We start from the raw sequence: 24,787 nt of genomic DNA, 5'->3' as shown, positions 1-24,787 counted from the left end.
ATCGTTGAAACGGAGACTGAGATGGCCCAATTTTCCCACAGCGTAGGTTCTCAGACCTATCGCTTCGACAGCCTCAAGGACGTCATGGCCAAGGCCAGCCCGGCCCGTTCCGGCGACTTTCTGGCCGGGGTTGCCGCCCTCAACGACGGCGAGCGGGTCGCCGCCCAGATGACCCTGGCGGATATCCCCCTCAAGCACTTTCTCGAAGAAGTGCTGATCCCCTATGAGTCCGACGAAGTCACCCGGCTGATCATCGATACCCATGACCGCGAGGCCTTCGCCACGGTCAGCCACCTGACCGTGGGCGGCTTTCGCGACTGGCTGCTCAGCGACGCCGCCGACGAACAGAGCCTGCGAGCCCTGGCGCCGGGCCTGACCCCGGAAATGGCCGCCGCGGTGTCGAAGATCATGCGCGTGCAGGACCTGATCCTGGTGGCGCAGAAGATCCGCGTGGTGACCAAGTTTCGCGGCACCCTGGGGCTGCGCGGGCGCCTGTCCACCCGCCTGCAGCCCAACCACCCCACCGACGAGCCAGCGGGCATCGCCGCCAGCATTCTCGACGGCCTGCTGTACGGCAACGGCGACGCGATGATCGGCATCAACCCGGCCACCGACAGCATCGCCTCGATCTGCGCCATGCTGGAAATGCTCGATGCGATCATCCAGCGCTACGAGATCCCCACCCAGGCCTGCGTGCTGACCCACGTCACCACCTCCATCGAGGCGATCAATCGCGGCGTGCCCCTGGACCTGGTGTTCCAGTCGATTGCCGGCACCGAAGCGGCCAATGCCAGCTTCGGCATCAACCTCAACGTGCTCCAGGAAGGCTACGAGGCGGGCCTGAGCCTGAACCGCGGCACCCTGGGGCAGAACCTGATGTATTTCGAGACCGGCCAGGGCAGCGCCCTGTCGGCCAACGCCCACTTCGGCATCGACCAGCAGACCTGCGAAACCCGCGCCTACGCCGTGGCCCGGCACTTCAAGCCGTTCCTGGTCAATACCGTGGTCGGCTTCATCGGCCCTGAATACCTGTACAACGGCAAGCAGATCATCCGCGCCGGCCTGGAAGACCACTTCTGCGGCAAGCTGCTGGGCGTGCCCATGGGCTGTGACATCTGCTACACCAACCACGCCGAAGCCGACCAGGACGACATGGATAACCTGCTGACCCTGCTGGGGGTGGCGGGGATCAACTTCATCATGGGCATCCCCGGGTCCGACGACATCATGCTCAACTACCAGACCACGTCCTTCCACGACGCGCTCTATGCCCGGCAGACCCTTGGCCTGAAGCCCGCTCCCGAATTCGAGCAATGGCTGGCCAGGACCGGCATCTTCACCCAGGCCGACGGCAAGGTGCATTTCGGCAACAACCTGCCGCCGGCTTTCCGCCAGGCGCTGGCCCAGTTGGGATAAGGAACAGGCTCATGCAAAAACACCCGACCGATTCGCAGAACCCCTGGCTGGAACTGCGCCGCCTGACTCCGGCACGCATTGCCCTGGGCCGCACCGGCACCAGCCTGCCCACCGATGCTCAGCTGGACTTCCAATACGCCCACGCCCAGGCCCGGGACGCCGTGCACCTGCCCTTCGACCACGCCGGCCTGAGCGCCCAATTGGCCGAGCGGGGCCGTGACAGCCTGCTGCTGCACAGCGCCGCCACCGACCGCCACAGCTACCTGCAACGCCCCGACCTGGGACGCCGGCTCAGTGACGAGTCGGCCCAGGCCCTGCGCGACTACGCCAGCGCCCATCCCGGCGGGTTCGATCTGGCAGTGGTGGTAGCCGACGGCCTGTCGGCCCTGGCGGTGCATCGCCATACCCTGCCATTTCTGGCACGCATGGAGGAGCAGACCGCCGCCGAAGGCTGGTCGCTGTCGCCCGTGGTACTGGTGGAACAGGGCCGGGTAGCGGTGGCCGACGAGGTCGGGCAACTGCTGGGGGCGAAGATGACGGTGATTCTGATCGGCGAACGCCCGGGGCTCAGTTCCCCCGACAGCCTGGGGCTGTATTTCACCTACCAGCCGAAAATCGGCCTCACCGACGCCTATCGCAACTGCATCTCCAATGTGCGCCTGGAGGGCCTGAGCTACGGCATGGCCGCTCATCGCCTGCTGTACCTGATGCGTGAAGCCTGCCGCCGCCAACTGTCGGGGGTGAACCTCAAAGACGAGGCGCAAGTGCAGACCCTGGACAGCGACGAGCCGGCAGATATGAAGGGCAACTTCCTCCTGGGCCCGCCCCAAGCGTGATTTTGCAAGACGATTGCGCTTTTTCGCCGCTTTGGGCAGCATCGCAACACGGCTGCCCGAGTCATCCAACCTGTGCCGTCACATCCACTTGAAGTTGAGAGCCACCATGCGGATTACTCAAGCAACCCTCGAGCACCTGGATCTGTTGACCCCCCTATTCGTCAAATACCGCGAATTCTATGGCGCACTGCCCTACCCGGATTCGTCCCGGGCCTTCCTGGAAAAACGCCTGCGGCGCAAGGAGTCGGTGATCTACCTGGCCCTGGCCGACGACGACAGCAACAAATTGCTGGGCTTCTGCCAGCTGTACCCGAGCTTTTCCTCCCTGTCCCTCAAGCGTGTGTGGATTCTCAACGACATCTACGTTGCCGAAGACGCCCGGCGCCAGCTGGTGGCCGACAACCTGATGCGCACCGCAAAGAAGATGGCCAAGGAAACCAACGCCGTGCGCCTGCGGGTGTCCACCAGCAGCAACAACGAAGTGGCACGCAAAACCTACGAGTCCATGGGTTTTCGCGAAGATACCGAGTTCAAGAACTACGTCCTGCCCCTCAGCGACGACTGACTCTGCAGACAGCGGCCCCAGGGCCGCTTTGGTATGTGCGCCCCCGACGCGCTCACCCGCCCCCCGGCGATTCACCAAGCGCCGGCCAAGCCGAAACGCCCCGCTACAATCTGAACACGCATTTCACTTATCAGCCCTTATAATGCCGACCTTTTCGGATCGTAAGAAAAGCTACACACCCCTGTAGTCCCTTTCTCCGAGTCATCGCACAGGCCTGCCGAGCCAGGCTGTCATCACAGGTGCCCCAATGGATTTCAACCCGATCGACCTAATCCTTCATCTCGACGTCTATCTCGACATGCTGGTGACCAACTACGGGCCCTGGATCTACGCCATCCTGTTCCTGGTGATTTTCTGTGAGACAGGCCTGGTGGTAACCCCCTTCCTGCCCGGCGACTCCTTGCTGTTCATCGCCGGCGCGGTGGCCGCGGGCGGCGGCATGGACCCGGTGCTGCTGGGCGGCCTGCTGATGCTGGCGGCTATCCTTGGCGACAGCACCAACTACGTGATTGGACGAACGGCCGGGGAACGGCTTTTCAGCAACCCCGACTCGAAGATCTTCCGCCGCGACTACCTGCAGAAAACCCACGATTTCTATGAAAAGCACGGCGGCAAGACCGTGACCCTGGCGCGCTTCCTGCCGATCATCCGCACCTTCGCGCCCTTCGTCGCCGGCGTGGCGCGCATGCCTTACCCACGGTTCTTCGCTTTCAGCGTGGCCGGCACCATCCTTTGGGTCGGCGGCCTGGTGACCCTGGGCTACTTCTTCGGCAACGTGCCCTTCATCAAGAAAAACCTCTCGCTGCTGGTGGTGGCCATCATCCTCCTGTCCCTGGTGCCGATGATCATTGGCGTGCTGCGCAGCCGCTTTGGCCGTGGTACCGAAAAAGCCGAAACCCGCTAAACGCCATGTGGTCCCTCAGCGCCTGGCGCCGCAAGCGCCGGCTGGCCAAGCATCCGGTCAGCGACGACACCTGGCAACGAGTACGCCAGCAACTACCGTTCCTCGACGGCATCAGCGCCGCCGAGGACCAGTGGCTACGGGAAGCCAGCGTGCTGTTCCTCGACGACAAGCACCTCACCCTCCTGCCCGGCGTGGAACTGCATCAGGAACAGCGCCTGCTGCTGGCGGCCCAGGCGCAACTGCCGCTGCTGCACCTGGGCGACCTGAACTGGTATCAGGGCTTCCACGAAATCATCCTCTACCCCGACGACTTTCTCAGCCCGCAACGCCATCGCGACGCCAGCGGTATCGAGCACGAATGGGATGGCGAGCACAGCGGCGAAGCCTGGCAGCAGGGGCCGATCATCCTCGCCTGGCCCGGAGTCCTGGCCAGCGGTGGCTGGGAAGCCTACAACCTGGTGATCCACGAACTGGCCCACAAGCTGGACATGCTCAACGGCGATGCCAACGGCCTGCCGCCGCTGCACAGCGACATGCGGGTCAGCGAGTGGGCGCAAGTGATGCAAAGTGCCTACAACGACCTGAACCACCAGCTGGACCGCAACCCGGACGCAGAAACCGCCATCGACCCCTATGCCGCGGAAAACCCGGCGGAGTTCTTCGCCGTCACCAGCGAATACTTCTTCAGTGCCCCGGACTTGCTGGTGGCGGCCTATCCGAAAGTCTATGCACAGCTACAGCTGTTTTATCGGCAGAATCCACTGGCCCGGTTACAGCAACTTCAAGCAGAAGATCCGGTCTATCAAACACACCACTAATGTCCTGTCGCGCTATTTAAGCTGTTCACCTGAAGACCGGTTACCTGACGAGCAGGCCGCCGGTCGCACGGCAAACCCGAACACGCCCGCAACACAGTACAACCAAGGTTCTACGACCCTTGGCACGTGGCATCGGTAGCGGAGTGTGTCTATAATCGCCGCCACTTTTTGGTCAATCCGGCCAAGTCATTTGGTCAACTAACGGGGGCAACGCCCAATGAGCTACAGCAAGATTCCGGCGGGCAAAGACCTGCCGAACGACATCTACGTCGCTATCGAAATCCCGGCCAACCACGCGCCGATCAAGTACGAAATCGACAAAGACAGCGACTGCCTGTTCGTTGACCGCTTCATGGCCACCCCGATGTTCTACCCGGCCAACTACGGCTTCATCCCCAACACCCTGGCTGACGACGGCGACCCCCTCGACGTTCTGGTCGTGACCCCTTACCCAGTAGCGCCAGGCTCGGTGATCCGTGCCCGTCCAGTGGGCATCCTGAACATGACCGACGACGGCGGCGGCGATGCCAAAGTGATCGCGGTACCACATGACAAGCTGTCCCAGCTGTATGTCGACGTGAAGGAATACACCGACCTGCCAGCCCTGCTGCTGGAACAGATCAAGCACTTCTTCGAGAACTACAAAGACCTCGAAAAAGGCAAGTGGGTGAAGATCGACGGTTGGGGCAATGCCGATGCAGCCCGCGCCGAGATCCTGAAGTCGGTTGCTGCCTACAAAGGCTAAGAAGCAACTGCACGATTGGAGCGACAAGCTTCAAGAAAGAGCCCCGGTCATCCGGGGCTTTTTTATGCCCGCACGCAGCACCCGTTGCCTGCTGGCGCCGGCTTGCCGGTGAACCGCTTCCTCGGCCGATCACGCATCCAGCAACATATTCTTCGCACTTTTTACGGCTTCAAGGCCTCTGGAACGCGCTTCGCACTGGGAATTCCCGGCGAATATGCGTATGCTGCGCCCCACATTTGCGCATCGACCCTTCAAGCGGTCAGAGCGCCTGACGAAGCGGATGACTTTCTCGCCCAGTCCCACAGCCAGCCGCAAGAGCTGGGTGTACGTTTTGAAGGCTGGTGCGGTTTACCAAAAATGAACCAAGCCAGTCCCCGAGAAGCCGGCCACAAGCCGGCTTTTTAATGCCTGGAACCCGGGCACGGGAAGGGCCGGCCACTCCGACAGCAGGTGCAGGATGCACGACCTACGCAGCTTTGCAGCTCCCACAAGATCCCCTGCGGTGAAATTTCAACCGCTGCGGCGAGCCATCAACGGTGCATTGCTGGCGACGCTGACAGCCCTTGGTCTTAGCGGGTGCGTGGGTGCCTGGATGGATATGCCCGAAAGGCAAGTCACCAAGACCGACGCTCACCAAACGCTGGTGGGCCACTCCATGACCCCGGTCATCACCCGCACTCAGAAGAGCCCCGCCGAACGCCAGTGGTGCGGCACAACCGTTTTGCTCGTGATCCTGCCAATCCCGCTGAAACTGCCGGTTTGCGAGTCCTACAGCTCCACCTCGTACGGCAACGATATAAACGGCGCCGAAGCTGCGTTGCTGTATGTAAACCAGAAAGTCAGTTCGGACTTCTACGCCTGTGGCCCATTCATGTTCCTCGGGCCAATCGCGCACGGTTACCAGGGCAACGCGCTTTGCGGGAGGTTCCGCTAGGCCCTTCACTCCTTGCAGCTCCGCACCGGGCTCCTGAAGTTCTCGCTACAATCCCGCCCATTGATGGCAATTCGCCCGCTCTGCTGCGACCAGCCTCGACTCCGACCCCTTGAGCGCGACGTTAACGAGAATCCCGGACATGGTCCTGCACATCCCCACCCTACTCGTAGTCTCGGTGTTCATTTTCTTTCTGATGAGCCTGCTGACCTTCCACGCCTGGCTACGGGAAACCCGTGAGCGGCCGCTGGCTTATCTGGGCGGCATGATGCTGCTGGCGGCGTTGGGCGTGGTTCTGGTCAGCCTGCGCGACATGGGCATGGACTTCGTGCCGAAAATCCTCGGCAATGTGGTCCTGCTACTGAGTGCCAGCCTCAACTGGACGGCGATGCGGGTCTTCGCCGGGCGCTCCCCCCATGTCCCGGGCGTGCTCGCCGGGGCCGGCATCTGGCTGATCCTGTGCGGGGTGCCGGTGTTCTATCAGTCGATGCCGGTTCGGGTCTCGGTGTACTCGCTACTGGCGGCGGGTTATGGCGTGCTGACCCTGCTGGAGTTCTGGCGCAGCCGCCAGCAGTTGGAGGTCGCCTATATGCCGGCGGTGGTCCTGACCTTGCTGCACACCACGTACTACATCGTGCGTGCCGCCATTGACCAGGGCGTGGCCATGGATCAGGCGCTCAAAGGCTACGGTGCCGGGGTGCCACTGTTCTCCTTCATGCTGTTCGAGTCGATGCTGTATGTGATCGGTATTGCCTACGTGACCCTGTGCATGGTCAAGGAACGAGTCGAACTGCGCTTCAAGGCGGCGGCCTTCTGCGACGCCCTGACCGGTATCGGCAACCGCCGGGCGTTCATGGTCAATGGCGAGCGAATGCTGATCGAATGCCAGCGCCGGGGCGCACCAATGGCCTTGTTGCTGTGCGACCTGGACCATTTCAAGCGTCTGAATGACGCCTACGGTCATCAGACCGGCGACCAGGTGCTGGTCGCATTCAGCCAGGTGCTTGCAGAAACCCTGGGTACAAAAGACGTATTTGCCCGCATTGGCGGTGAAGAGTTCGCCTGCCTCCTGGCCGCGACCGATGAGCAGGCCGCAGTAACGGTAGCCGAGCGGATTCGCCAGGCGTTTGCCCGCTTGCCTCTGCTGGAACCCGGGCTGCTCAGCGTCAGCATCGGTGTGGTCAGCAGTGAAACCCGGGGCTACGACCTGCAGCGCCTGTTGTCCCTGGCCGACGAAGCCCTGTATGGCGCCAAGGACCGGGGGCGCAACCGAGTGCACACGGTATCGCGCAGCGCCCTGGAGTTGCAGCCGGACTGAGCGGCCAGGCCGCCTGGCTCCTGCGCGGTTTTGCCGATCAATGGGGTAACTGTGATACGTCCCCCAAAGGCAGCAAATAAGGCACTTAGCCAGTATTTCCGGCACCCTCGGGCAAGAATAAACTCGCCGCTCTCCAGGACTCTCGGATGACAAGGAATGTGGAATAAACAAGCCGCTATCGATCACTTGAACGCGCATGCTCACGCCGGCAGTACCGGACGCTGTGCCGCCTACACCCGCCAGGCGATCGAAGCCGGTGGCGGTGGGGTGATTCTGCACAGGAAGCACTCGGCCAAGGACTTCGGCTCATCATTGACGTCTGCCGGTTTCATCGAGCAACCGGCCGGCCAGACGCCCGCAGCGGGCGATGTGGTGATCATCCAGCCCATTCCCGGGCACCCCCACGGTCACATGGCGATGTTCAACGGCACACTCTGGGTGTCAGACTTCAAGCAACTGCACGGTTTCTACCCGGGGCATTCCTACCGGGTGCAGAAACCTGCCTACAAAATCTATCGCCATCCGTAAGGGGTCCTCCATGAGAATGCTGTTCTGCTCGCTGCTGGCAGCGGTCGCCATGCATCAGTCGGTCGCCCTGGCCGACTGCGCCAGTTCGCCAAAGCCCGCAACCCAGGCGTTTTATAGCTGGTACCTGCAAACCTTCAGCGAAGACAAGGATCCGTTGACCGACAACGTGGCGGAAATGAAGAAGTACGTCTCCGACTCGCTGATCACCAAGATCAAGAAACAGATGGCCAGCCCCGACGGACTGGAAGAGGACTACTTCCTCAAGGCCCAGGACTACATGGATGAGTGGCTGACCCAGATCAAGGTCAGCGAACCGCAAGTCCAGGGCTCCAGCGCCAAGGAGCAAGTGACGCTGGGCAACACCCCGGATACCACCCAGATCGTCGATGTGCGGATGATCAAGGACAAAGGCTGCTGGAAGATCGATGAAGTGATTTCCACCGCCGACCAGAGCGATTGACCCACCGCTTCGGCGCTGACTCCAGCCACAGCACGGGTCGTCCGTCCGGACGATCCGCCATGCTAAGCTGCGCGCCGTTTCGGGCAACGGCCCGGGACCTCCTTCACTGAAAAAGGACTCTCAGTCATGTCGTTGCCGGCCGCAGTACGCCTGCCCCTGTCATTTCTCTCGCTGTTCAGCGCCCTCAGCCTCAGCAGTTCCTGGGCCCATGCCGATGCGCAACAGGACGTCGCCAAGGGGCGTTGGCAAGGCCTGGCCGGCATGGCCAACCTCTATCTGGACGAAGCCACGCCAGCGGATTTCATCGAGGCCGGGGACAATGAGAAGAGCCAGCACGACAACTACGCCGGCGCCCTCGCCTACTACCTGACCGCTGCCCGCCTCGACCCGACGAATGCCTACGCCTCCTACCAGGCCGCCGGCAGCCTGGCGGCCATGGACAAGAACAAGCGCGCCGCCGAATACCTCGACCAGGCCCGCGAGCGTGGCTTCTGGCAGCTGGTGCTGCTCAAGGAAGACGACGAACTGGAGTCGTTGCAGCAGGACCCGGCCTACAAGAAGCTGTTGCAGGCCGCCGAGAAGAACTACCCGGCCAAGGCCAGGGATGCGGGCCTTGCGGCCTTCAGCATTCCCCAGGGCAAGGCCCCGAGCGAGGGCTGGCCGGTAGTGGTCTGGCTGTCGGGGTTCGGTACCGAAGGCAGCGACGGCATCGACATGCGCACCGACCTTGTGGGAGAGAACGCCGTGCTGGTGGGCATCAACGGCACTCTCAAGCGCGATGAGCACCAGTTCATGTGGCAGCAGCACTCAGTAGCGCCGACCGAAGAGGCGGTCAGCGCAGCGCTGAAGAAACTGGAAAAGCAGACCCGTATCGATCGCTCGCGCATCGTCCTGATGGGTTTCTCCCAAGGTGCCGAGCACGCCTCGCACCTGATCGCCGAGTACCCGCAGCATTACAGCGGCGCGCTGCTGCTGTCACCCGGCGGCTACCGGATTCCCTTCGGCGAAACCAAGGCCCGGGACAAGCGCATCGTCATCGTCCATGGGGCCAAGGAGCACGAGAGCAACCAGAAGCTCACCGCCGCCACGCAACAGGCCCTGGAACCCGGCAACCAGGTCCACAGCCATGAGCATGAGCAAGGCCATACCTTCCAGGACGACTGGCGCCAGGTGTACCCGGGCTACCTGAAGTTCGCCCTGAACCTCTGATGCCAGGTGCCGGGGCTTGAGCCCCGGCTGCTACTTGGCCGGAGCCATGGGCCCGGGGGCCTTTACCTGGGTCATCAGGTCATCGTCCCACTGCCCCTCGACCTTGACCTGAGCCAGGGCTCCCAACTCCATGGCCTCGATCAGGTTGTGGTTGAGGTAAACGTAGGTGCCCGGCTGCTTGAAGGTGTAGAGCGCCGCCAGGGCCGAACCGCCGGGGATGAACCAGGTCTCCAGGTTGCGTTGCGGGGCGTTGGCGAACTTGCCGGTGGTCCAGACCCAGTCGCCATGGCCGCCGATCAGGTGCGGACGGCTGTCGCGATTGGCCTGGGAGTGGATGAACAGCACGCTTTCGCCGACTTTGGCGGTCAGGGCGTTGGCTCCGGTCAAGGCGCCGACACGGCCGTTGAACACCACGTGACTCGGGGTCAGGGTACGCATCACTTCACGGGTGTCCTGGTAGCTGGAGGCCAGGTCCGGGTAGCTCTTGTAATGCCCGTCCTTGTCCTTGGGGATGTACAGGTCGAACTCGCCGATGGTGTAGGCCCGGTCATAGTGCAAGGGCTTGCCGGCGGAGTCCTGCAAGCCTTCGCGCGGCAGCACCATCAAGGTCCCGCTCATGCCCGAAACCACGTGCCAGGGCACCATGCCCGGCGGCGCGCAGTGATAGACGAAGGTCCCGCTGCGGTCAGCCTTGAAACGCAGCACCACTTCCTGCCCCGGCAGCACCTGGGTCAGCGCCGCACCGCCCAGGGCACCGGTGGCCGCATGGAAGTCGATGTTGTGGGGCATGGTGTTGCTGGCCGGATTGCTCAGGGTCAGCTCGACGTAGTCGCCCTCGTGCACCACCAGGGTCGGCCCCGGCATGGAGCCGTTGAAGGTCATGGCCTGCAGGGTGGTGCCCTGATCGTCCACCACCATCTTTTTCTCTTCCACGCTCATGCGGAACTGCACGACCTTCGGCGGCCCGCTGACAGCCTGCTCATGAACATGCACCTGGGGCGGCGCCACCAGGTCTACCTTGACCCGCTGCAAACCGTCGGCGCCCGCGGCCAACACCAGGCTGGAGGCACAGCTTCCGGCCACTACACAGCACTTCAACCACGATTGAAAAGCACCCATGTTCTGCATTTCCCTGCCAATGAATGGTGATTCATTGCAAGGCAAACACCGGGGGCCCGTATTGTCTCAGGGCAATGAACGGATGGCCGGGAAAGCGCATCCGTTGAGCCCGGTCATGGATAACTGAAACTGCGCACCAGGGTCAGTTCCCCGGGGGCGCGCATCGGCACCACAAAGGTCTCGCTCTTTTCATCCGGCGTGCCTTCCTCGGTAATCACTGTGACCTGGGCGGTGGTCAGGGGCTGCACGGCATTTTCCTGGCCACCGTCTTCATCGTCGTCACTGCGATAACCGCCACCGTAGTAGTTCACGTAGACCAGGTACTGGCCCTTGAGCGGCGCCGGCATGGAGAAGATCTCCGGGCCGTAGCCCGTGGTCACGTCCACATCCAGGGTCGCGCCGTTGGGAGCCACGCGGTCGCCGTACCAGATGTGCGCGCCGTCCGGGGTTACCAGGTGCAGGTCAAGGTCGGTGTTGTCGCTGTCCCAGGACAGCAGCACGCGCAACTTAGGCGGGGTCACGCCACCGCCGGTGTTGAGAAACTGCACGCGCTTGCGTTGCTGGCCATCCGGGCTGCGCACTTCGACGCTGTTGCTGCCGTTGGGAAAGGCGTACGGCCGGTCGAAGCTGCCTTGCTCATCGAACTTGAGCGGCATGCTGACGCCATTGACGATCAGCTTGCCAGGCTCTTTGTTCGCCTTGGGCGCACCCTTGATCTGCCCGCGAATACGCGCGGTATCGGCCTGGCCCTGGGGGGTATTCACCGAGGAGGCCGGGTAGTTGACCTCCTGAATGTACTGTTCACCATCCATGGCTCGAGTGCGCCAGCCGCCCTTGGGGGTGTCGAGTTGGATGCCGCTGTCGGCCAGGGCCATGGGCAGGCTGAACATTCCACAAAGGAACAGGAGGACCGGGGGAGCAGGAAGTTTCATGGCCTATTCCAATAAAAGATGACGGGCGAGCCCTTCGATGTAGGTTTCATCCTGGCCGTTGGGATGAGCTTCAAAGGCCAGGTGCAGGTATTCGTGAGTCAGGTCGAGGCGGTCTTGCAACGAGAGCACGCCCCGCACATAGATGCGTTGCCGTTCACGGTCGACGTAAGGCCGGCCGAAACTCAGGCGGCACACGGCGAACTGGCTGATTTCGTTGTAGCCGACCTCTTGCTCCAGCGGTTGGCGCCAGCGCCGGCGCTGCTGCAGCAGCCACTCCTGGGCCGCCGGCAAGGGTTCGCAGGAGGCCACGGGGTTGTCCCAGCGGCTGAGGCTGGCCCGGGGATAGGCGTGCAGCAGGATGGCGTCGTAGCGTTGCCCGGACCGGGCCTGCTCCACGGCCTGCTGCCAGGACAGCTTGTCCGGCGCCTTGAGGTCCGAGTGGTAGGTGACTTGAGTGCCGGCCAGCACCAGGTCGCTGGTCCAGGCGGCAATGGCCCGGGCCTGGGCAGTGGCCGGGCGCGGCGCGACCCGCTGGCGGTTGCTGCTATCGTCGATGCTCAGGCATTCGCCGCTGCGCCCGGCGTTCTGCAACAGGTAGGTACGGATGGCCACGGCCAGCGCCTTGGCGGCCTCCCCTGGCTCACTGCTGGCTTCGCGCTGCAGTACCCGAGCGACATATTCCTCACGGTCCAGGCGCGCCACCAGTCGCTGGGCCGCAGGGTCTTGCTGTAGAAACAGCTCGCCGGCGCTGTGGATATCCAGCTGGTTGCCGTTGGCAAACTCCACCCGGTAATCCCCTTGCAAGGCACCCGGCTTGGCCGGCTGGCCGCCCTGGCTGACGCTTTTGAGCGGGTAGCGGGAAAACAGGCTGACCTCCACACAGCGGCCTTTATCCACAGGCGGGTTGTCCGGCAGCGCCTGGTTCAGGGCCTGGGCATAATCCTTCAACACCCGCTGACTGGTGCCTCGCCCGCCCACCCACAGCGGTGTGCCATCCACCAGCCAGCCGGCAAAACCGCCCTGGCGCGACTGCGGGTCCTGATCCGCCAGCCAGCTCCAGGTCTTGACCCGCAAGCGCCCGCCCAAGGCGCCCACTACAGCGCCGTCGCCGGCATTGAGCACCACATCCAGCAGCACGCGCCGGGCCGTGTCCCGGGCCGGCAACAGCGCCAGCACCTGCAGCAGTTGCGCCACCGGGACCCGGGTCTGGGGCTGCAGCTGGTTGAGGTCCTGCAACCAGTCGGGGGCGTTGCGGGCCTGCCAGTAATGGCGCCAGTCTGCGGCGGACAATTGCAGGCGCTGGGGCTCGAAATACAAACCGCAGGAACGTACCAGCGCCTGATCGCGGGCGATGCTGGCGCCCACCGAGCAGCAGTAGACCTCTTCCTTGGACTTGCCCTGGCAGGCATAGGCCGGCTCCTGGGCGCCGGTGTCCACCAACCAGGCGTAGACGAAGAGTTTCCAGACGCTGCCCAGGGGCGCTTGCAGATCCTTGGGCAACGGCTCGCGAGACAGAACCTGGGTCTTGCTCAGGCTCACCAGCTCACTGTCCGGGGCGTTTTTCCAGGCCAGGCGCAAGGGCTCGTCCTGGGCCGTCACCCACCCAGGAAGCAAACACAGACATAGCCAGGCCCAGCACCGCGCCATGTTATTTGACCGTGACCTGACCCAGGGCCGGGGTACGTTCCTGAGCCTGATGCTCCGGTGCGTACACCTGGTAGAAACGCGCCGGCGGCAGGTTGAACTGGCCTTTCTGGGAGAAGCGAACCAGATGGCGCAAGCGCACTTCGCTGCTGTCGTTCAACGCATCCAGCGGCACCGCGTAGCTCATCTGCCCCGGCTCGGAGCGAGCCTTCTCCAGGGACGCCGCTTCCGTACCGGCCGGGCCGGCCAGCTTGATGCCCCAGGTGGTGCGCTCGACATCGGCGCCCGGCGGCAGCGGCACTTCCAGCATGCCGTACAGCAGCGGCCGGTTGCCTTCGTTGGCGATGATCACTTCGTCCAGGTACAGGCCGTCACTGGCGATCGGCTTGTTGCCCACCGGTTCCAGCTTGAAGGTGAAGGCTTCGTCCCCCGGCACCAGGCGCAACAGGCGGCGGGTGATGTTCACCGGCGATGGCGTGCCCATGTCCAGCTTGCTCAGGTAGCTCACCGACGCCCGCAGCGGACGTTCCGGCACAGAGCCCAGGGCCAGTACCGTCGGCACCTGCGCCCCTTGCCACTGCCAGTAGCTTTCACCGCTGGCGCCCTGGCGCTGTTGCCAGCCCTGCCCCGGGTTCAAGGCCACCGCCGGGGTCGACTGGGCGATGCTGCGCTGCAGCCAGGTCAGGGCCAGGGCCCGTTCCAGGGTCGATTGCGACGGCAGCAGGCGTTGCAGCAAGGCACGCGCCGCGCCTTGGTCGAACGGTTTGAGCGACAGGCTCAGGGCCTGGGTGAACGGCTGGGAGCTGATATCCAATTGCTGCTGCGCCGCTTCCAGCTGGGCGACGAACGCCGCGGGTGGCGTGACCTTGGCATCCCGCGCCAGGGCCGCGGCCAGCACCCGGGCGCTGGCCAGGCCGAGGGCCGAATCCGGATCGTCCATCACCAGGCTGTCGCTGTCGTTGTCCTGCATGCTGGCTGCCGGGCCGCTACCGGCCTTGGCCAGGTCGTCCATCAGGCCGCTGACCAGGGTGTTGATCGGCAGTTTCATTTCACGGGCGAACGACAGGATCAGCGCCCGTTGCAGTAATGGCGTATTGCCAGCCTGCTTGGCGTAGACCTCCAGCACCCGCTGCCAGTGCTCCGGCGGCAGGTTCAGGTCCAGCACCTTGCTCGCATTCCAGTCGGCGTAATAGGCGTAGGCGGTGAGGAAGGCATCCGGCTCGGCATCTTCGCCCCACCAGGTGAATGCCGCTTCCGGCCCGGCCATGTGCACCAGGCGCAGACGGCTGTTCTGCATCATCAGCCGCAGCCGGTCGCGGATCTGCGGATTGCTGGCCAGCGCCGGGTAGGCAACGCTCAACGGCAGCAACTGGCTGGCGGTCTGTTCGACGCCGCCATACGGGTATTCCAGCAGGTCATCCAGGGCCGAACGGAACAGCGCTTGCGGGCTGTCGTCCAGGCGCAGGCGAATGTCCGCAGCATCGGCCGGCAGGCCCAGCGGCGTGCTGATGGTGACCACGTCCAGGCTCTGGGTCTGCACGCTCTGCCAGCCGGCCGCACTGCTGACCAGGCGCACCGCCAGGGCATCCACGGTCTTGCCGCCCTGCACCAGCTCGGCGCTCCATTCGCCATTGCCCGGGGCAATGGCCGGCAGCGCCACATAGTTGATCCCGCTGTTGAGGGTCAGCGGCAGGCGCTGGGACTCACCGGCGTAACGGATCACCAGTTCGGCCTTGGTGGGTTGTTCGGACTGGCTGAAGGCGAATACCCCCAGGTCCGGCTTGTCACCTGTGCGGAAGCGGGTCGGACCGCTCCACTTCAGGTACAGGGCCTTGTCGGAACGCACGAACTGCTTTTTCTGCCCCACTTGGCCGTCATCGGCGATGGCCCGGGCAGTGATGCGCCAACGGGTCAGGGAATCCGGTATGCGGAAGGTGAAACGCGCCTTGCCGTTGCCATCGGTGACCAGCTCCGGCTGCCAGGCAGCGGTGTCGACGTCTTCGCGTCGCGGACGCTCCAGCACCTTGACCCCGCGTTCGCTGCGGTTGGCCTTGCCCGGGGCGGTGGGGCTGCCCGGCAGGGCCACGTCGTAGCTGATAAACGACAGGCTGGCGCTGGTGCGCACGTTGTTGCGCCGCGGGTGGTAGAAGAACTGGTCGATGCTCGGCGCCACTTCCGGTTGCAGGGCGTAGACCATTTCGTCCACCACGCTGACCGTCAGGTGTGCGGGCACCGGCTTGCCGGCGAACTGGGTAGACAGGTCGACGGTGACCATGTCACCCGGCTGGTATTTGTCCTTGTCGGTATGGATGGCCACATCGATCTGCGGCGTCAGCACCTTGATCCCGGCGTTCTGGAAGCTGTACTCGCCGCCCTTGGTGTAGAGCACGGAAAAGGTCAGGTTCGGCGCAAAGCCGTCCTTCACCGGCACCCGGGCGCGGTATTGGGTGGGGCTGAGTTTTTCCACCTTGAGCCAATCGCCGCCCTTGGACAGCAGCGCCGTGGCCTCGACCTTGTCCCGCTCCAGGGACAGCAGGGCGTCGTTGATCGGCTCCGGGAAGGTGATCAGCGCCAGGGCTTCGTCGCCAGCCTTGTACTCGGGCTTGTCGAGGACGATTTCCACGGTGCCCGGCACCGCTTTCACGCCCTCGCCAGTGACCGAGTGGCTGGTGCCGCCCAGTACACGATCATGCTCGTCGCGCAGGGTCAGGTTGTAGGTACCGGGGCGCTCGAAGGCCAGGGCGAAACCGCTGTCGGCGGCAGCCAGCTTGCCCTCACCGGTGGACTGGTCCTCCATGCGCACCCAGCCGTAGCGGCTCGGCTTGACGTTCTTGCTCTGCTCGCTGGTGTTCTGGTTGGCATAGCTGAACTGCACCTTGTCGCCGGCAGCGCTGAAACGCTGCGGCGCGCTGAGGCTGAAGCTTGCCGCGCCACGCTCGATGAGGATTTCCTTGGTGGTCTTGACCCGATACGCGGCGCCATCACTGGCGAATACGGTGAGCATGTAGCGGCTGGGCTTGTCCGCCGCCGGCAAGTCGAGGGTCGCGCTGCCCTTGGAGTCAGTGGTCAGCTCGGCGCTGGTCAACTCCACCGGGAACTGGCCCATGTACTGCAGTTCGTTGTCCACCATGGACAGCTGCTGGGCCCGCAGGCTCAGTTGCAGGCGAGCGTTGGCCACCGGCTTGCCGTCGGGGTAGAGCAGTACCAGGTTGCCCTTCACCGGCTCGCCGGTCTTGAAGTCCGGCTTGGCCAGGGCCAGGGAAACTTCAAAGTGCGGCTTGATGTACTCGGCCACGCGGAAGGCACTGCTGTAGACCTGGCCCTTGTAGCCAAAACGCAGTTCATAACCACCGGCCACGGCATTTTCCGGCAGTTGGAAGCGGCCCTGGGTGCCGGACTTGGAATCCAGGTTCAGGGTCATGTTCTGCAGGGCGGTGCCGGCGGCATCCAGCACGCTGACGTTCACCGTGCCGGCACCCGGCTGTACCGAGTCCCGGGCGTTCTTGAACTCGCGACCGACGATCTTCAGCGATACCCAGTCCCCGGGGCGATACAACGGCCGGTCGGTGAAGGCATACAGTTTGGTGTCGTAGATTTCGCTGTCGTAATAGAAGTTCTCGGAGACGAACACCCCGCCTTCCTGGTCTTCGCCGATCACGTAGGAGCGCTCGGGGCTGACGTGCTTGAGGCGCACCAGGCCCTGTTCGTCGGTGGCGCCGCTGTTCATCACACCGAGGCCGTCGGTCCACAGCACATTGACCTTGGGTACCGAGTTGCCTTCATGCTTGCCCGCGGCCCAGACCAGCAGTTCGTCGCCGGCGATCTTGCTCACCGCCACGGTGTTGGAAACAAAAACCATGGTGGTGGCGCGGTACTTGCCCACCAGGGCCTCCACCAGGTACAGGCCGGGCTTGAGCTGCCCCAGCGGGATGTAGACGTTGCCCGGGGCGACGTTGATGAACTGGCTGGAGGAACCGGACAGGTTTACCCCGGCCGGCGGCTGGATCGGCTTGGCCTGCCACAGCGGATAACGGAACTGGGTCACCAGGGGCAGACCCGGGATCAGGGCGAATTGCGGCTGGGCGTCATACGGCGTCGGCGCCAGCATGGAGTTGCCCACCTTCAGTTCCGGCACCTCTTCGGTGACCTGCTTGCGTGACTCGTAGGAGAAGGCGCGCTGCATCACCCGGCGGGATTTGCGGTACCAGTTGTCCCACAGGTAGGCCAGGGTATTGGACAGGCCCTCGCCCTTGAACTGGCCGTCGCTGACCACTCGGTGCAGGTTCTTCTGGCGCTTGAGAAAGTCCAGCGGCTGGTCGATCCGGTACACCCGGATGTCCGCGCCGCCATAAGGCTCCATGCGAAAGCGCCGGTAGTCACGGCCCGGGGCTTCGAGGCGCACCATGGCCTGTTCGTCGCTGGCGAAACTGCTATCGGCCAGGAGGAAGAAACTCTCGCCGGAGACCGCCGCATAGTCGCTGGACGGCACCGAGTCTTCGGCGTTGACCAGGGCCACGGGGGTGAGCAGGGTCAAGGCCAGTGTCAGGCGAAACAGAAAACGGGACATACGGGATTCGCTCATTGGGTGAGGAAGTTCAGTCGATAGATGCCGATGAAGTTGGGGTTGGCTGAGTCGGGTATCCATCGAGTGTCCTTCCATGTCATCAGTTGCTGCACGCTAGCCGAGCGCATGCCGTTGTCGGTGGGAGTGGTGGTGCCGGTGTGATAGGCGATGTTGCGGCCCATCCAGATCATCAGGTGCTGGTCGTCGCCCTGGTCGAAGAACAACAGGTCACCGGGGCGCGCCTGCCCCAGGTCACGGCTCACCAGATGGCTGTTGAACTGGATCAGCTTGATGGCATTGACGTAGGGCCCGGTCTGGCCGCCGCCCTGCTGCCACTGCTGGGCCAGGCCGCGCTGGCCTTCGCTCAGTTGCAGCTCCGGCGGCAGGTAGCGATTGGACATGCCGTTGGCCCGCAGCCACTTGTTGTCGTGGACCTTGAGCGCTTCGTTGGCGGCAAAGCGCACCAGGCCCGCGCAGTCCTGCTGGTACCAGCGCGGGCTCGGGCCCTGGCTCAACTGCTCCTGGGCGATGCGCACGAACCAGGCACGAAACACCTGGGACTGTTGCACGTCCAGGGGCGGCGCCTGGGTCGCGCCCACGGCGCTGCTCAGCAACAAGGCCAACAGGCCAAGGCTGCTCAGACCTTTGCGCAGTGCACTCACAGGGCACGCCATTGCAGAGGCAGCCATTGCCAGTGACCGTCGGGCTCGCTGCCTTCGGGCAGGGTCAGGGCGTACTTGCCATAACCGCCGAGGGTGCGCAGCTTGGGCACCAGGTAGGTTTGCGCAGCGTTGTTGAACACCGGTTCCATGTCCTGGGGCAGGCTGTCGAAGGTTTCCTGCTGGATCAACTGCGCCAGGGACTGCGGGCCCAGGTACACCGGCATCAGTGCATCCTTGGGCACCACGTCCGCCAGCGGCGGGAAGCGCTTGTCCAGGGTGCCCAGGGCCTTGTTCACCAGCTTGTCATCCAGGGAAAACACCAGGGTCGAGCCATGGCGGGCCAGGCTGACCTGCATGAAGGCGCGACCGGTGATGGTTTGCGGGTCCTTGGCTTCCTTGGCCGGGTACTGGCCGAAGTTGGAACTGACCTGGCGCTGCCACTGGTGCACGTCGCCGTTCTGCTGCTCGACCACCGGGAAGATGCGCTCCGCCACCTTGCTTTCCCGGGTGCCGACCATGGAGCCGAACAACTTGCCCAGCTCCGCATCGAGCTTGGCGTTGTCCTTGTCCTTGAGGCTGGCCACCAGCAGCGGCGTGTACAGCCGCGAGTCGGCGTACCAGCACAGGCCGGCGGTCCCGGCCATGTGTTCGGTCAGGGTGGTGGCCACCGCTTCTTCGGCGCCCAGCTTGACCAGCAACGGTTTCTGCTGCTCCGCCGCCAGGGGCAAGGCTACGCAGGCGCTGGCGCCCATGGGCATGGCCTGCCAGATCGGCTTGAAGTCGAACGCCGGCTGGTTGTCCTGCTCTTGCATGGCCAGGTAGCTGTGCCAGCCCTTGTCGTCCATGTCGAAGCGCAGGCCGGCGAAGTTGGGGATAAAGCGCTGGTAACCCATGGCCAAAACACTGGAGTTGACTGCCAGCCGCTGCTGCACTTCAGGCTTGCGCGCTTCCAGGCCAAAGGCCTCGGGGAACAGTTTGTCGCCGTTGAGCAGGGCCTCCAGGGCGGTGGTGGACACCGCACCATGCTCGTCGTCGGCGCCGGTGGCGGGGTCATACAGCTTGGCGGGGTTGGACAGCACCACCAGCTTGTCGCCGTGGGAGGCGAATGCCAGGGACCGGCTGGCGTTGTAATTCAACTGGTACAGGGTCACCGCATCGCCACCGACCTTCAGGTCCGCCAGCTTGCTCAACTGGGTGTCATCCAGGGCCACCTTGGCCAGGGGCTCCAGCAGCTTGGCCAGGCCGCCGCGGTCCATCACCAGCAGGAAGTCCTTGAGACGCCCATCGGCGCCGCGCCACAGCGCCACGTCGGCCGGCTGGTCGAACAATTGCTCGATCAGGTTGTCCTGCAGCTTCAGGTCATGCTCGTAGATGATCCGCCGCAGGCTGCCGATCAGGCCCAGGCGGTCGGCGTGGGTCTGGTAATAGAAGACGAAATCCTCGGTCAGGGTTTCCTTGAGGAAAGGCACCGCCAGCAGGTCCTTGGGCAACTGCGCCAGGGAATGGGTTTCCAGCAGCCCGTCGGGGCGGCTCAGGCCCAGCTTGTCGCCGGCCAATTCCGCCACCGGAGTCTTGGGCTTGCAGCCCACGCCGGTGACCGCGGCCGCCACCAGGCACAGGCCCATGACCAGGACCGGCCAGCGCCGCTTGCTGGCGGGTTGTTCAGTACCGGGCACGCCGGCTGCCGGGGATGCTGTGTTTTCGCTCATGATTCACAAAGCCCAATTCATCCGTGGTGCGGGATGTTCAATAGTTGAAAGACTTGACCAGCAACAGGTCGCCGATGGCCCGCATGGGCACGATAAAGGTCTCGCGTTTCTCATCGACGGTGTTTTCGTTAAGGATCAGGTTGATCTGCGAGGTGATCACCTCGTTCTGATTGCTGCCTTCGTCGAAGTTGTACCCGCCGCTGCCGAAGTTGCCCCAGTAGTTCACGTAGATCAGGTAGGTGCCCCGCAGCGGTGCGGTCATGGTGAACATTTCCGGGCCCGGGCCATCGACGCCGTCCGGGTCCAGGCCGCCGCCATTGGTCAGGCCGGGGTGGCCGAAGAAAGCGTGCTGACCGTCCGGGGTAATGATGTGCATGTCCAGCTCGGCCTTGGGGTCGTCCCAGCCCAGCACTACGCGAATGCGCGGTGGAGTCTTGTTCAGGTTGGCTTCATAGAACTGCACGCGCTTGAGGGACTTGCCCTCGGAACTGCGCACTTCGACGCTGTTGGAGCCGGCACCGAACGCATAGGGCCGGGCAAAACGACCCTGCTCGTCGGTGTAGAGATTCAACGGATTGCCGTTGACCGACAGGCTGTGGGGCTGGCGCAAATGGCCAATGGCCTTGAGCTGGCCTTCGATCAGGGTCCGGTTGCGCTGGATGCCGCGGTCGATGGGCGGCGTCGGATAGGCCACGCGATCCTGCTCGGTGCGGTCCAGCAGGCCGGAATAACGCCAGCCGGCCAGGGGTTCCTGCAGCTCGGCAGAAGGCTCGGCGAATGCCGGCCCGGCCAGCAGCAAGGTCAGCAGAAGGGAGGATAGAGCGCGCATGTAATGCGTCCTGCCATGCATGGGGAAACCCTGGCGCCAGATCCTCGGCGCGGCTGCAAATATTCAGAAAGAGTGCCCGGCAACAAAGGGCGTTGGAAAGGCCGCAGATTAGCGATTTGGCGCCTGTTGCACAATTGCCGAAAAAGGAATTTGCGAGGGAATCGGCAATGCCCTGAAACCCCCGCAGCAAGTGCCATTACCGCGCCATTACTCCCTTCACTTCCAGGAGCAACGCGCGTCGGGCAAACCCCAGGATCCCTACCCGAACGCCCCCCGCCCGAAGCCCGCCAGCGGGCGCTTCTCATTTGCCCGAAACCCCGCTGTCTGCTAGTGTCGCGCCGGTTTAACGTCAACCGGGATAGCCGCCATGGCCCGCAAAAAAGCTGCCTTAGATTTCGAACAATCCCTCGCCGACCTGCAAACCCTGGTCGAGCGTCTGGAGAACGGCGAGCTGTCGCTGGAAGACTCGTTGACCGCCTTCGAGCAAGGCATCGGCCTGACCCGCGATTGCCAGGCAGCCCTGGCCCAGGCCGAGCAAAAGGTGCAGATTCTCCTGGAGCGCGATGGCGAGCTGGCGGAACAGCCCTTCGATGCGGAACAGCCGGAATGATTACCGCCTATCAGGCCTCCAGCCAGGCCCGCGTCGACGCTGCAATGCACACCCTGTTCACCGCCCCCAGCCCCGAACTTGCCCGCCTTTATGAAGCCATGCGCTACAGCGTGATGAATGGCGGCAAGCGCGTACGCCCGCTGCTGGCCTACGCCGCCTGCGAGGCCCTGGGCGGCAAGCCCGAGCAAGCCAACGGCGCCGCCTGCGCGGTGGAGCTGATCCACGCCTATTCCCTGGTGCACGACGACCTGCCGGCCATGGACGATGACGACCTGCGCCGCGGCCAGCCCACCACCCACAAGGCTTTCGATGAAGCCTGCGCGATCCTCGCCGGCGACGGCCTGCAGAGCCTGGCCTTCAGCGCCCTGCTGGACCCGGCCCTGAGCGACGCCAGTGCCGAGATCCGCCTGCGCATGGTCACCACCCTGGCCCAGGCCGCGGGCCCGGCGGGCATGGTCGGCGGCCAGGCCATCGACCTCGGTTCCGTGGGGCTCAAGCTGGACCAGCCGGCCCTGGAATACATGCATCGGCACAAGACCGGGGCACTGATCGAAGCCAGTGTGATCCTTGGCGCCCTGGCCAGCGGCCGGGCCGAAAAGGACGAGCTCAAGGCCCTGCAAACCTACGCTCAGGCCATTGGCCTGGCGTTCCAGGTGCAGGACGACATTCTCGATGTCGAAAGCGATACCGCCACCCTGGGCAAGCGCCAGGGCGCCGATATCGCCCGGGACAAGCCGACCTACCCGGCCTTGCTGGGCCTGGCCGCGGCCAAGGAGTACGCCCTGGAACTGCGCGACCAGGCGCTGCATGCCCTGCGTCCGTTTGACGCAGCGGCCGAGCCGCTGCGCGAGCTGGCGCGCTATATCGTCGAACGCCGCAGCTGATCGGCGGTCCGTAACAGGACCGCATATCGGCCAAGTTCGGCGCTCTGCGTGGGCAGCTTGCGATGCATAAGGTAAACTGCCGCCTCTTTCTATACCTATAACGATTCGCCTGATGCCCACGACGTTTCATGAGATTCCCCGCAAACGCCCGACCACGCCGCTGCTCGACCGCGCCCAGACGCCGGACGGCCTGCGCCGGTTAGGCGAAGCCGAGCTGGAAACCCTGGCCGATGAGTTGCGCCTGGAATTGCTCTACACGGTCGGCCAGACCGGCGGGCACTTCGGTGCCGGCCTCGGGGTCATCGAGCTGACCATCGCGTTGCATTACGTGTTCGACACCCCGGACGACCGGCTGGTGTGGGACGTGGGTCACCAGGCGTATCCGCACAAGATCCTCACCGGACGCCGGGAGCAGATGGCCAGCCTGCGCCAGAAAGACGGCCTGGCCGCCTTCCCGCGGCGCTCCGAGAGCGAATACGACACCTTCGGCGTCGGCCACTCCAGCACCTCCATCAGCGCAGCCCTGGGCATGGCCATCGCCGCCCGCCTGCAGAACAGCGAGCGCAAGGCCATCGCCGTGATCGGCGACGGTGCCCTGACCGCGGGCATGGCCTTCGAAGCCCTGAACCACGCGCCGGAAGTGGACGCCAACATGCTGGTGATCCTCAACGACAACGACATGTCGATCTCGCGCAATGTCGGCGGGCTGTCCAACTACCTGGCCAAGATTCTCTCCAGCCGCACCTACGCCAGCATGCGCGAAGGCAGCAAGAAAGTGCTGTCGCGCCTGCCCGGGGCCTGGGAAATCGCCCGCCGCACCGAAGAATATGCCAAAGGCATGCTGGTCCCCGGCACCCTGTTCGAAGAACTGGGCTGGAACTACATCGGCCCCATCGACGGCCATGACCTGCCGACCCTGATCGCCACCCTGCGCAACATGCGCGACCTCAAGGGCCCACAGTTCCTGCATGTGGTGACCAAGAAGGGCAAGGGCTTCGCCCCGGCGGAAGTCGACCCGATCGGCTACCACGCCATCACCAAGCTGGAACCCCTGGACGCCCCGGCGGCCGTACCGAAAAAGGCCGGCGGGCCGAAGTATTCCGGCGTGTTCGGCGAATGGCTGTGCGACATGGCCGCCGCCGACCCGCGCCTGGTGGGCATCACCCCGGCGATGAAGGAAGGTTCGGACCTGGTGGCCTTCAGCGAGCGTTTCCCGCTGCGCTACTTCGACGTGGCAATTGCCGAGCAGCACGCCGTGACCCTGGCGGCCGGCATGGCCTGCGAGGGCGCCAAGCCGGTGGTGGCGATCTATTCGACCTTCCTCCAGCGCGGCTATGACCAGTTGATCCACGATGTGGCGGTACAGAACCTCGACGTGCTGTTCGCCATCGACCGCGCCGGCCTGGTGGGCGAAGACGGCCCGACCCACGCCGGCAGCTTCGACCTCTCCTACCTGCGCTGCATCCCCGGCATGCTGGTGATGACCCCAAGCGACGAGAACGAACTGCGCAAGATGCTCAGCACCGGGCACCTGTACAACGGCCCTGCGGCCGTGCGCTACCCGCGCGGCACCGGCCCCAACGCGCCGATCGACAAGAGCCTGGAACCGATCGAGATCGGCAAGGGCGTGATCCGCCGCCAGGGCAAGCAAGTGGCCTTGCTGGTGTTCGGCGTGCAACTGGCCGAAGCCCTGCAAGTGGCCGAGAAGCTCGACGCCACCGTGGTCGACATGCGCTTCGTCAAACCCCTGGATGAAGCCCTGGTGCGCGAGATCGCCGGCAGCCATGAACTGCTGGTAACCATCGAAGAGAACGCCATCATGGGCGGCGCCGGTGGTGCGGTCAGCGAGTTTTTGGCCCGCGAGAGCATCCTCAAGCCGATCCTGCACTTGGGCCTGCCCGACGCCTACGTCGAGCACGCCAAACCGGCGCAGATGCTTGCCGAATGCGGCCTCGACGAAGCCGGCATCGAAGCTTCGGTGCGCCAGCGCCTGGCGCTGCTGGGCCTGGCTTGACCCACAGCGGCTACCTTTAGCCGCTGCTGCACGCCCGCCATGCGGGCGTCGCTTTTGCTCCCTTCCTTATCCGGCTTCACACACTGCGGC

22 protein-coding genes are annotated in these 24,787 nt (G+C 64.2%); 15 read left to right on the top strand and 7 right to left on the bottom strand.

Going from position 1 to position 24,787, the window contains the following annotated elements:
- The first annotated feature begins 21 nt into the window (after positions 1–21).
- The 12 genes from KCG88_RS29340 to KCG88_RS29285 all read left to right on the top strand — a co-directional run bounded on the left by KCG88_RS29340 (position 22) and on the right by KCG88_RS29285 (position 9,730).
- A complete protein-coding gene (locus KCG88_RS29340) occupies positions 22–1,416 on the top strand; it encodes an ethanolamine ammonia-lyase subunit EutB (RefSeq protein WP_011063691.1) in 1,395 nt (464 codons plus the stop codon).
- 11 nt (positions 1,417–1,427) lie between these two features.
- Positions 1,428–2,252 carry an ethanolamine ammonia-lyase subunit EutC gene (gene eutC, locus KCG88_RS29335; protein WP_047289486.1) on the top strand — a complete coding sequence of 275 codons (825 nt, stop codon included), beginning with the start codon at positions 1,428–1,430 and terminating at the stop codon, positions 2,250–2,252.
- 106 nt (positions 2,253–2,358) lie between these two features.
- Complete coding sequence (locus KCG88_RS29330; protein WP_011063693.1) at positions 2,359–2,817, top strand: GNAT family N-acetyltransferase; 459 nt, start codon at positions 2,359–2,361, stop codon at positions 2,815–2,817.
- A gap of 247 nt (positions 2,818–3,064) precedes the next feature.
- Positions 3,065–3,721, top strand: coding sequence for a DedA family protein (locus KCG88_RS29325; protein WP_047289487.1), 657 nt, complete (start codon positions 3,065–3,067; stop codon positions 3,719–3,721).
- A 5-nt stretch (positions 3,722–3,726) separates the two neighbouring features.
- A complete protein-coding gene (locus KCG88_RS29320; RefSeq protein WP_210713661.1) occupies positions 3,727–4,539 on the top strand; it encodes a M90 family metallopeptidase in 813 nt (270 codons plus the stop codon).
- 217 nt (positions 4,540–4,756) lie between these two features.
- The gene (gene ppa, locus KCG88_RS29315) at positions 4,757–5,284 is read left to right on the top strand and encodes an inorganic diphosphatase (RefSeq protein ID WP_011063696.1); all 528 of its coding nucleotides are present in this window, start codon (positions 4,757–4,759) and stop codon (positions 5,282–5,284) included.
- A gap of 15 nt (positions 5,285–5,299) precedes the next feature.
- Positions 5,300–5,689 carry a hypothetical protein gene (locus KCG88_RS29310; protein ID WP_210713723.1) on the top strand — a complete coding sequence of 130 codons (390 nt, stop codon included), beginning with the start codon at positions 5,300–5,302 and terminating at the stop codon, positions 5,687–5,689.
- A gap of 97 nt (positions 5,690–5,786) precedes the next feature.
- Positions 5,787–6,218 carry a hypothetical protein gene (locus tag KCG88_RS29305; protein ID WP_047337899.1) on the top strand — a complete coding sequence of 144 codons (432 nt, stop codon included), beginning with the start codon at positions 5,787–5,789 and terminating at the stop codon, positions 6,216–6,218.
- A gap of 139 nt (positions 6,219–6,357) precedes the next feature.
- Positions 6,358–7,533 carry a GGDEF domain-containing protein gene (locus tag KCG88_RS29300; RefSeq protein WP_210713660.1) on the top strand — a complete coding sequence of 392 codons (1,176 nt, stop codon included), beginning with the start codon at positions 6,358–6,360 and terminating at the stop codon, positions 7,531–7,533.
- Between the two features lie 156 nt (positions 7,534–7,689).
- Complete coding sequence (locus tag KCG88_RS29295) at positions 7,690–8,061, top strand: hypothetical protein (protein WP_047337901.1); 372 nt, start codon at positions 7,690–7,692, stop codon at positions 8,059–8,061.
- A 10-nt stretch (positions 8,062–8,071) separates the two neighbouring features.
- Positions 8,072–8,521, top strand: a complete 450-nt coding sequence (locus KCG88_RS29290) for a DUF3828 domain-containing protein (RefSeq protein ID WP_011063716.1) — start codon at positions 8,072–8,074, stop codon at positions 8,519–8,521.
- Positions 8,522–8,647: 126 nt separating this feature from the next.
- On the top strand, positions 8,648–9,730 hold the full coding sequence (locus KCG88_RS29285) for a dienelactone hydrolase family protein (protein ID WP_210713659.1): 1,083 nt from the start codon (positions 8,648–8,650) through the stop codon (positions 9,728–9,730).
- Positions 9,731–9,760: 30 nt separating this feature from the next.
- On the opposite strand, the gene nirK is transcribed toward KCG88_RS29285, so the two are convergent.
- The 7 genes from nirK to KCG88_RS29250 form a co-directional block, all read right to left on the bottom strand.
- Positions 9,761–10,849: a copper-containing nitrite reductase gene (gene nirK / locus KCG88_RS29280; protein WP_210713658.1), complete on the bottom strand. Its 1,089-nt coding sequence runs from the start codon at positions 10,847–10,849 to the stop codon at positions 9,761–9,763.
- A gap of 113 nt (positions 10,850–10,962) precedes the next feature.
- Positions 10,963–11,781 carry a DUF2135 domain-containing protein gene (locus tag KCG88_RS29275; protein WP_015637188.1) on the bottom strand — a complete coding sequence of 273 codons (819 nt, stop codon included), beginning with the start codon at positions 11,779–11,781 and terminating at the stop codon, positions 10,963–10,965.
- Positions 11,782–11,784: 3 nt separating this feature from the next.
- Complete coding sequence (locus tag KCG88_RS29270) at positions 11,785–13,428, bottom strand: DUF2300 domain-containing protein (RefSeq protein WP_047337903.1); 1,644 nt, start codon at positions 13,426–13,428, stop codon at positions 11,785–11,787.
- 1 nt (position 13,429) lies between these two features.
- Entirely contained in the window at positions 13,430–18,007 is a 4,578-nt protein-coding gene (locus tag KCG88_RS29265; RefSeq protein WP_210713657.1) for an alpha-2-macroglobulin, read from the bottom strand.
- The gene (locus tag KCG88_RS29260) at positions 18,004–18,663 is read right to left on the bottom strand and encodes a DUF1175 family protein (RefSeq protein ID WP_015637191.1); all 660 of its coding nucleotides are present in this window, start codon (positions 18,661–18,663) and stop codon (positions 18,004–18,006) included. Before KCG88_RS29260 ends, KCG88_RS29265 begins: the two co-directional genes overlap by 4 nt.
- A complete protein-coding gene (locus tag KCG88_RS29255; protein ID WP_047337905.1) occupies positions 18,648–20,360 on the bottom strand; it encodes a DUF2138 domain-containing protein in 1,713 nt (570 codons plus the stop codon). The genes KCG88_RS29260 and KCG88_RS29255 overlap by 16 nt, the downstream gene beginning before the upstream one ends.
- A 37-nt stretch (positions 20,361–20,397) precedes the next feature.
- The gene (locus KCG88_RS29250; RefSeq protein WP_019092777.1) at positions 20,398–21,189 is read right to left on the bottom strand and encodes a DUF2135 domain-containing protein; all 792 of its coding nucleotides are present in this window, start codon (positions 21,187–21,189) and stop codon (positions 20,398–20,400) included.
- Between the two features lie 367 nt (positions 21,190–21,556).
- Between KCG88_RS29250 and KCG88_RS29245 the strand changes: the two genes are divergently transcribed.
- From KCG88_RS29245 to dxs, 3 genes are all read left to right on the top strand, one after another.
- The gene (locus tag KCG88_RS29245) at positions 21,557–21,799 is read left to right on the top strand and encodes an exodeoxyribonuclease VII small subunit (protein WP_011063724.1); all 243 of its coding nucleotides are present in this window, start codon (positions 21,557–21,559) and stop codon (positions 21,797–21,799) included.
- Positions 21,796–22,683 (top strand): (2E,6E)-farnesyl diphosphate synthase, encoded by an 888-nt coding sequence (ispA, locus tag KCG88_RS29240; protein WP_047289505.1) that lies wholly within the window; start codon positions 21,796–21,798, stop codon positions 22,681–22,683. The genes KCG88_RS29245 and ispA overlap by 4 nt, the downstream gene beginning before the upstream one ends.
- Before the next feature lie 112 nt (positions 22,684–22,795).
- Positions 22,796–24,697 (top strand): 1-deoxy-D-xylulose-5-phosphate synthase, encoded by a 1,902-nt coding sequence (gene dxs, locus KCG88_RS29235; RefSeq protein ID WP_210713656.1) that lies wholly within the window; start codon positions 22,796–22,798, stop codon positions 24,695–24,697.
- The last annotated feature ends 90 nt before the right edge of the window (positions 24,698–24,787 follow it).

It is taken from the genome of Pseudomonas sp. MWU349, assembly GCF_017947325.1.
GTDB lineage: Bacteria > Pseudomonadota > Gammaproteobacteria > Pseudomonadales > Pseudomonadaceae > Aquipseudomonas > Aquipseudomonas protegens.
This window is presented reverse-complemented; position numbering and strand designations above follow the sequence as displayed.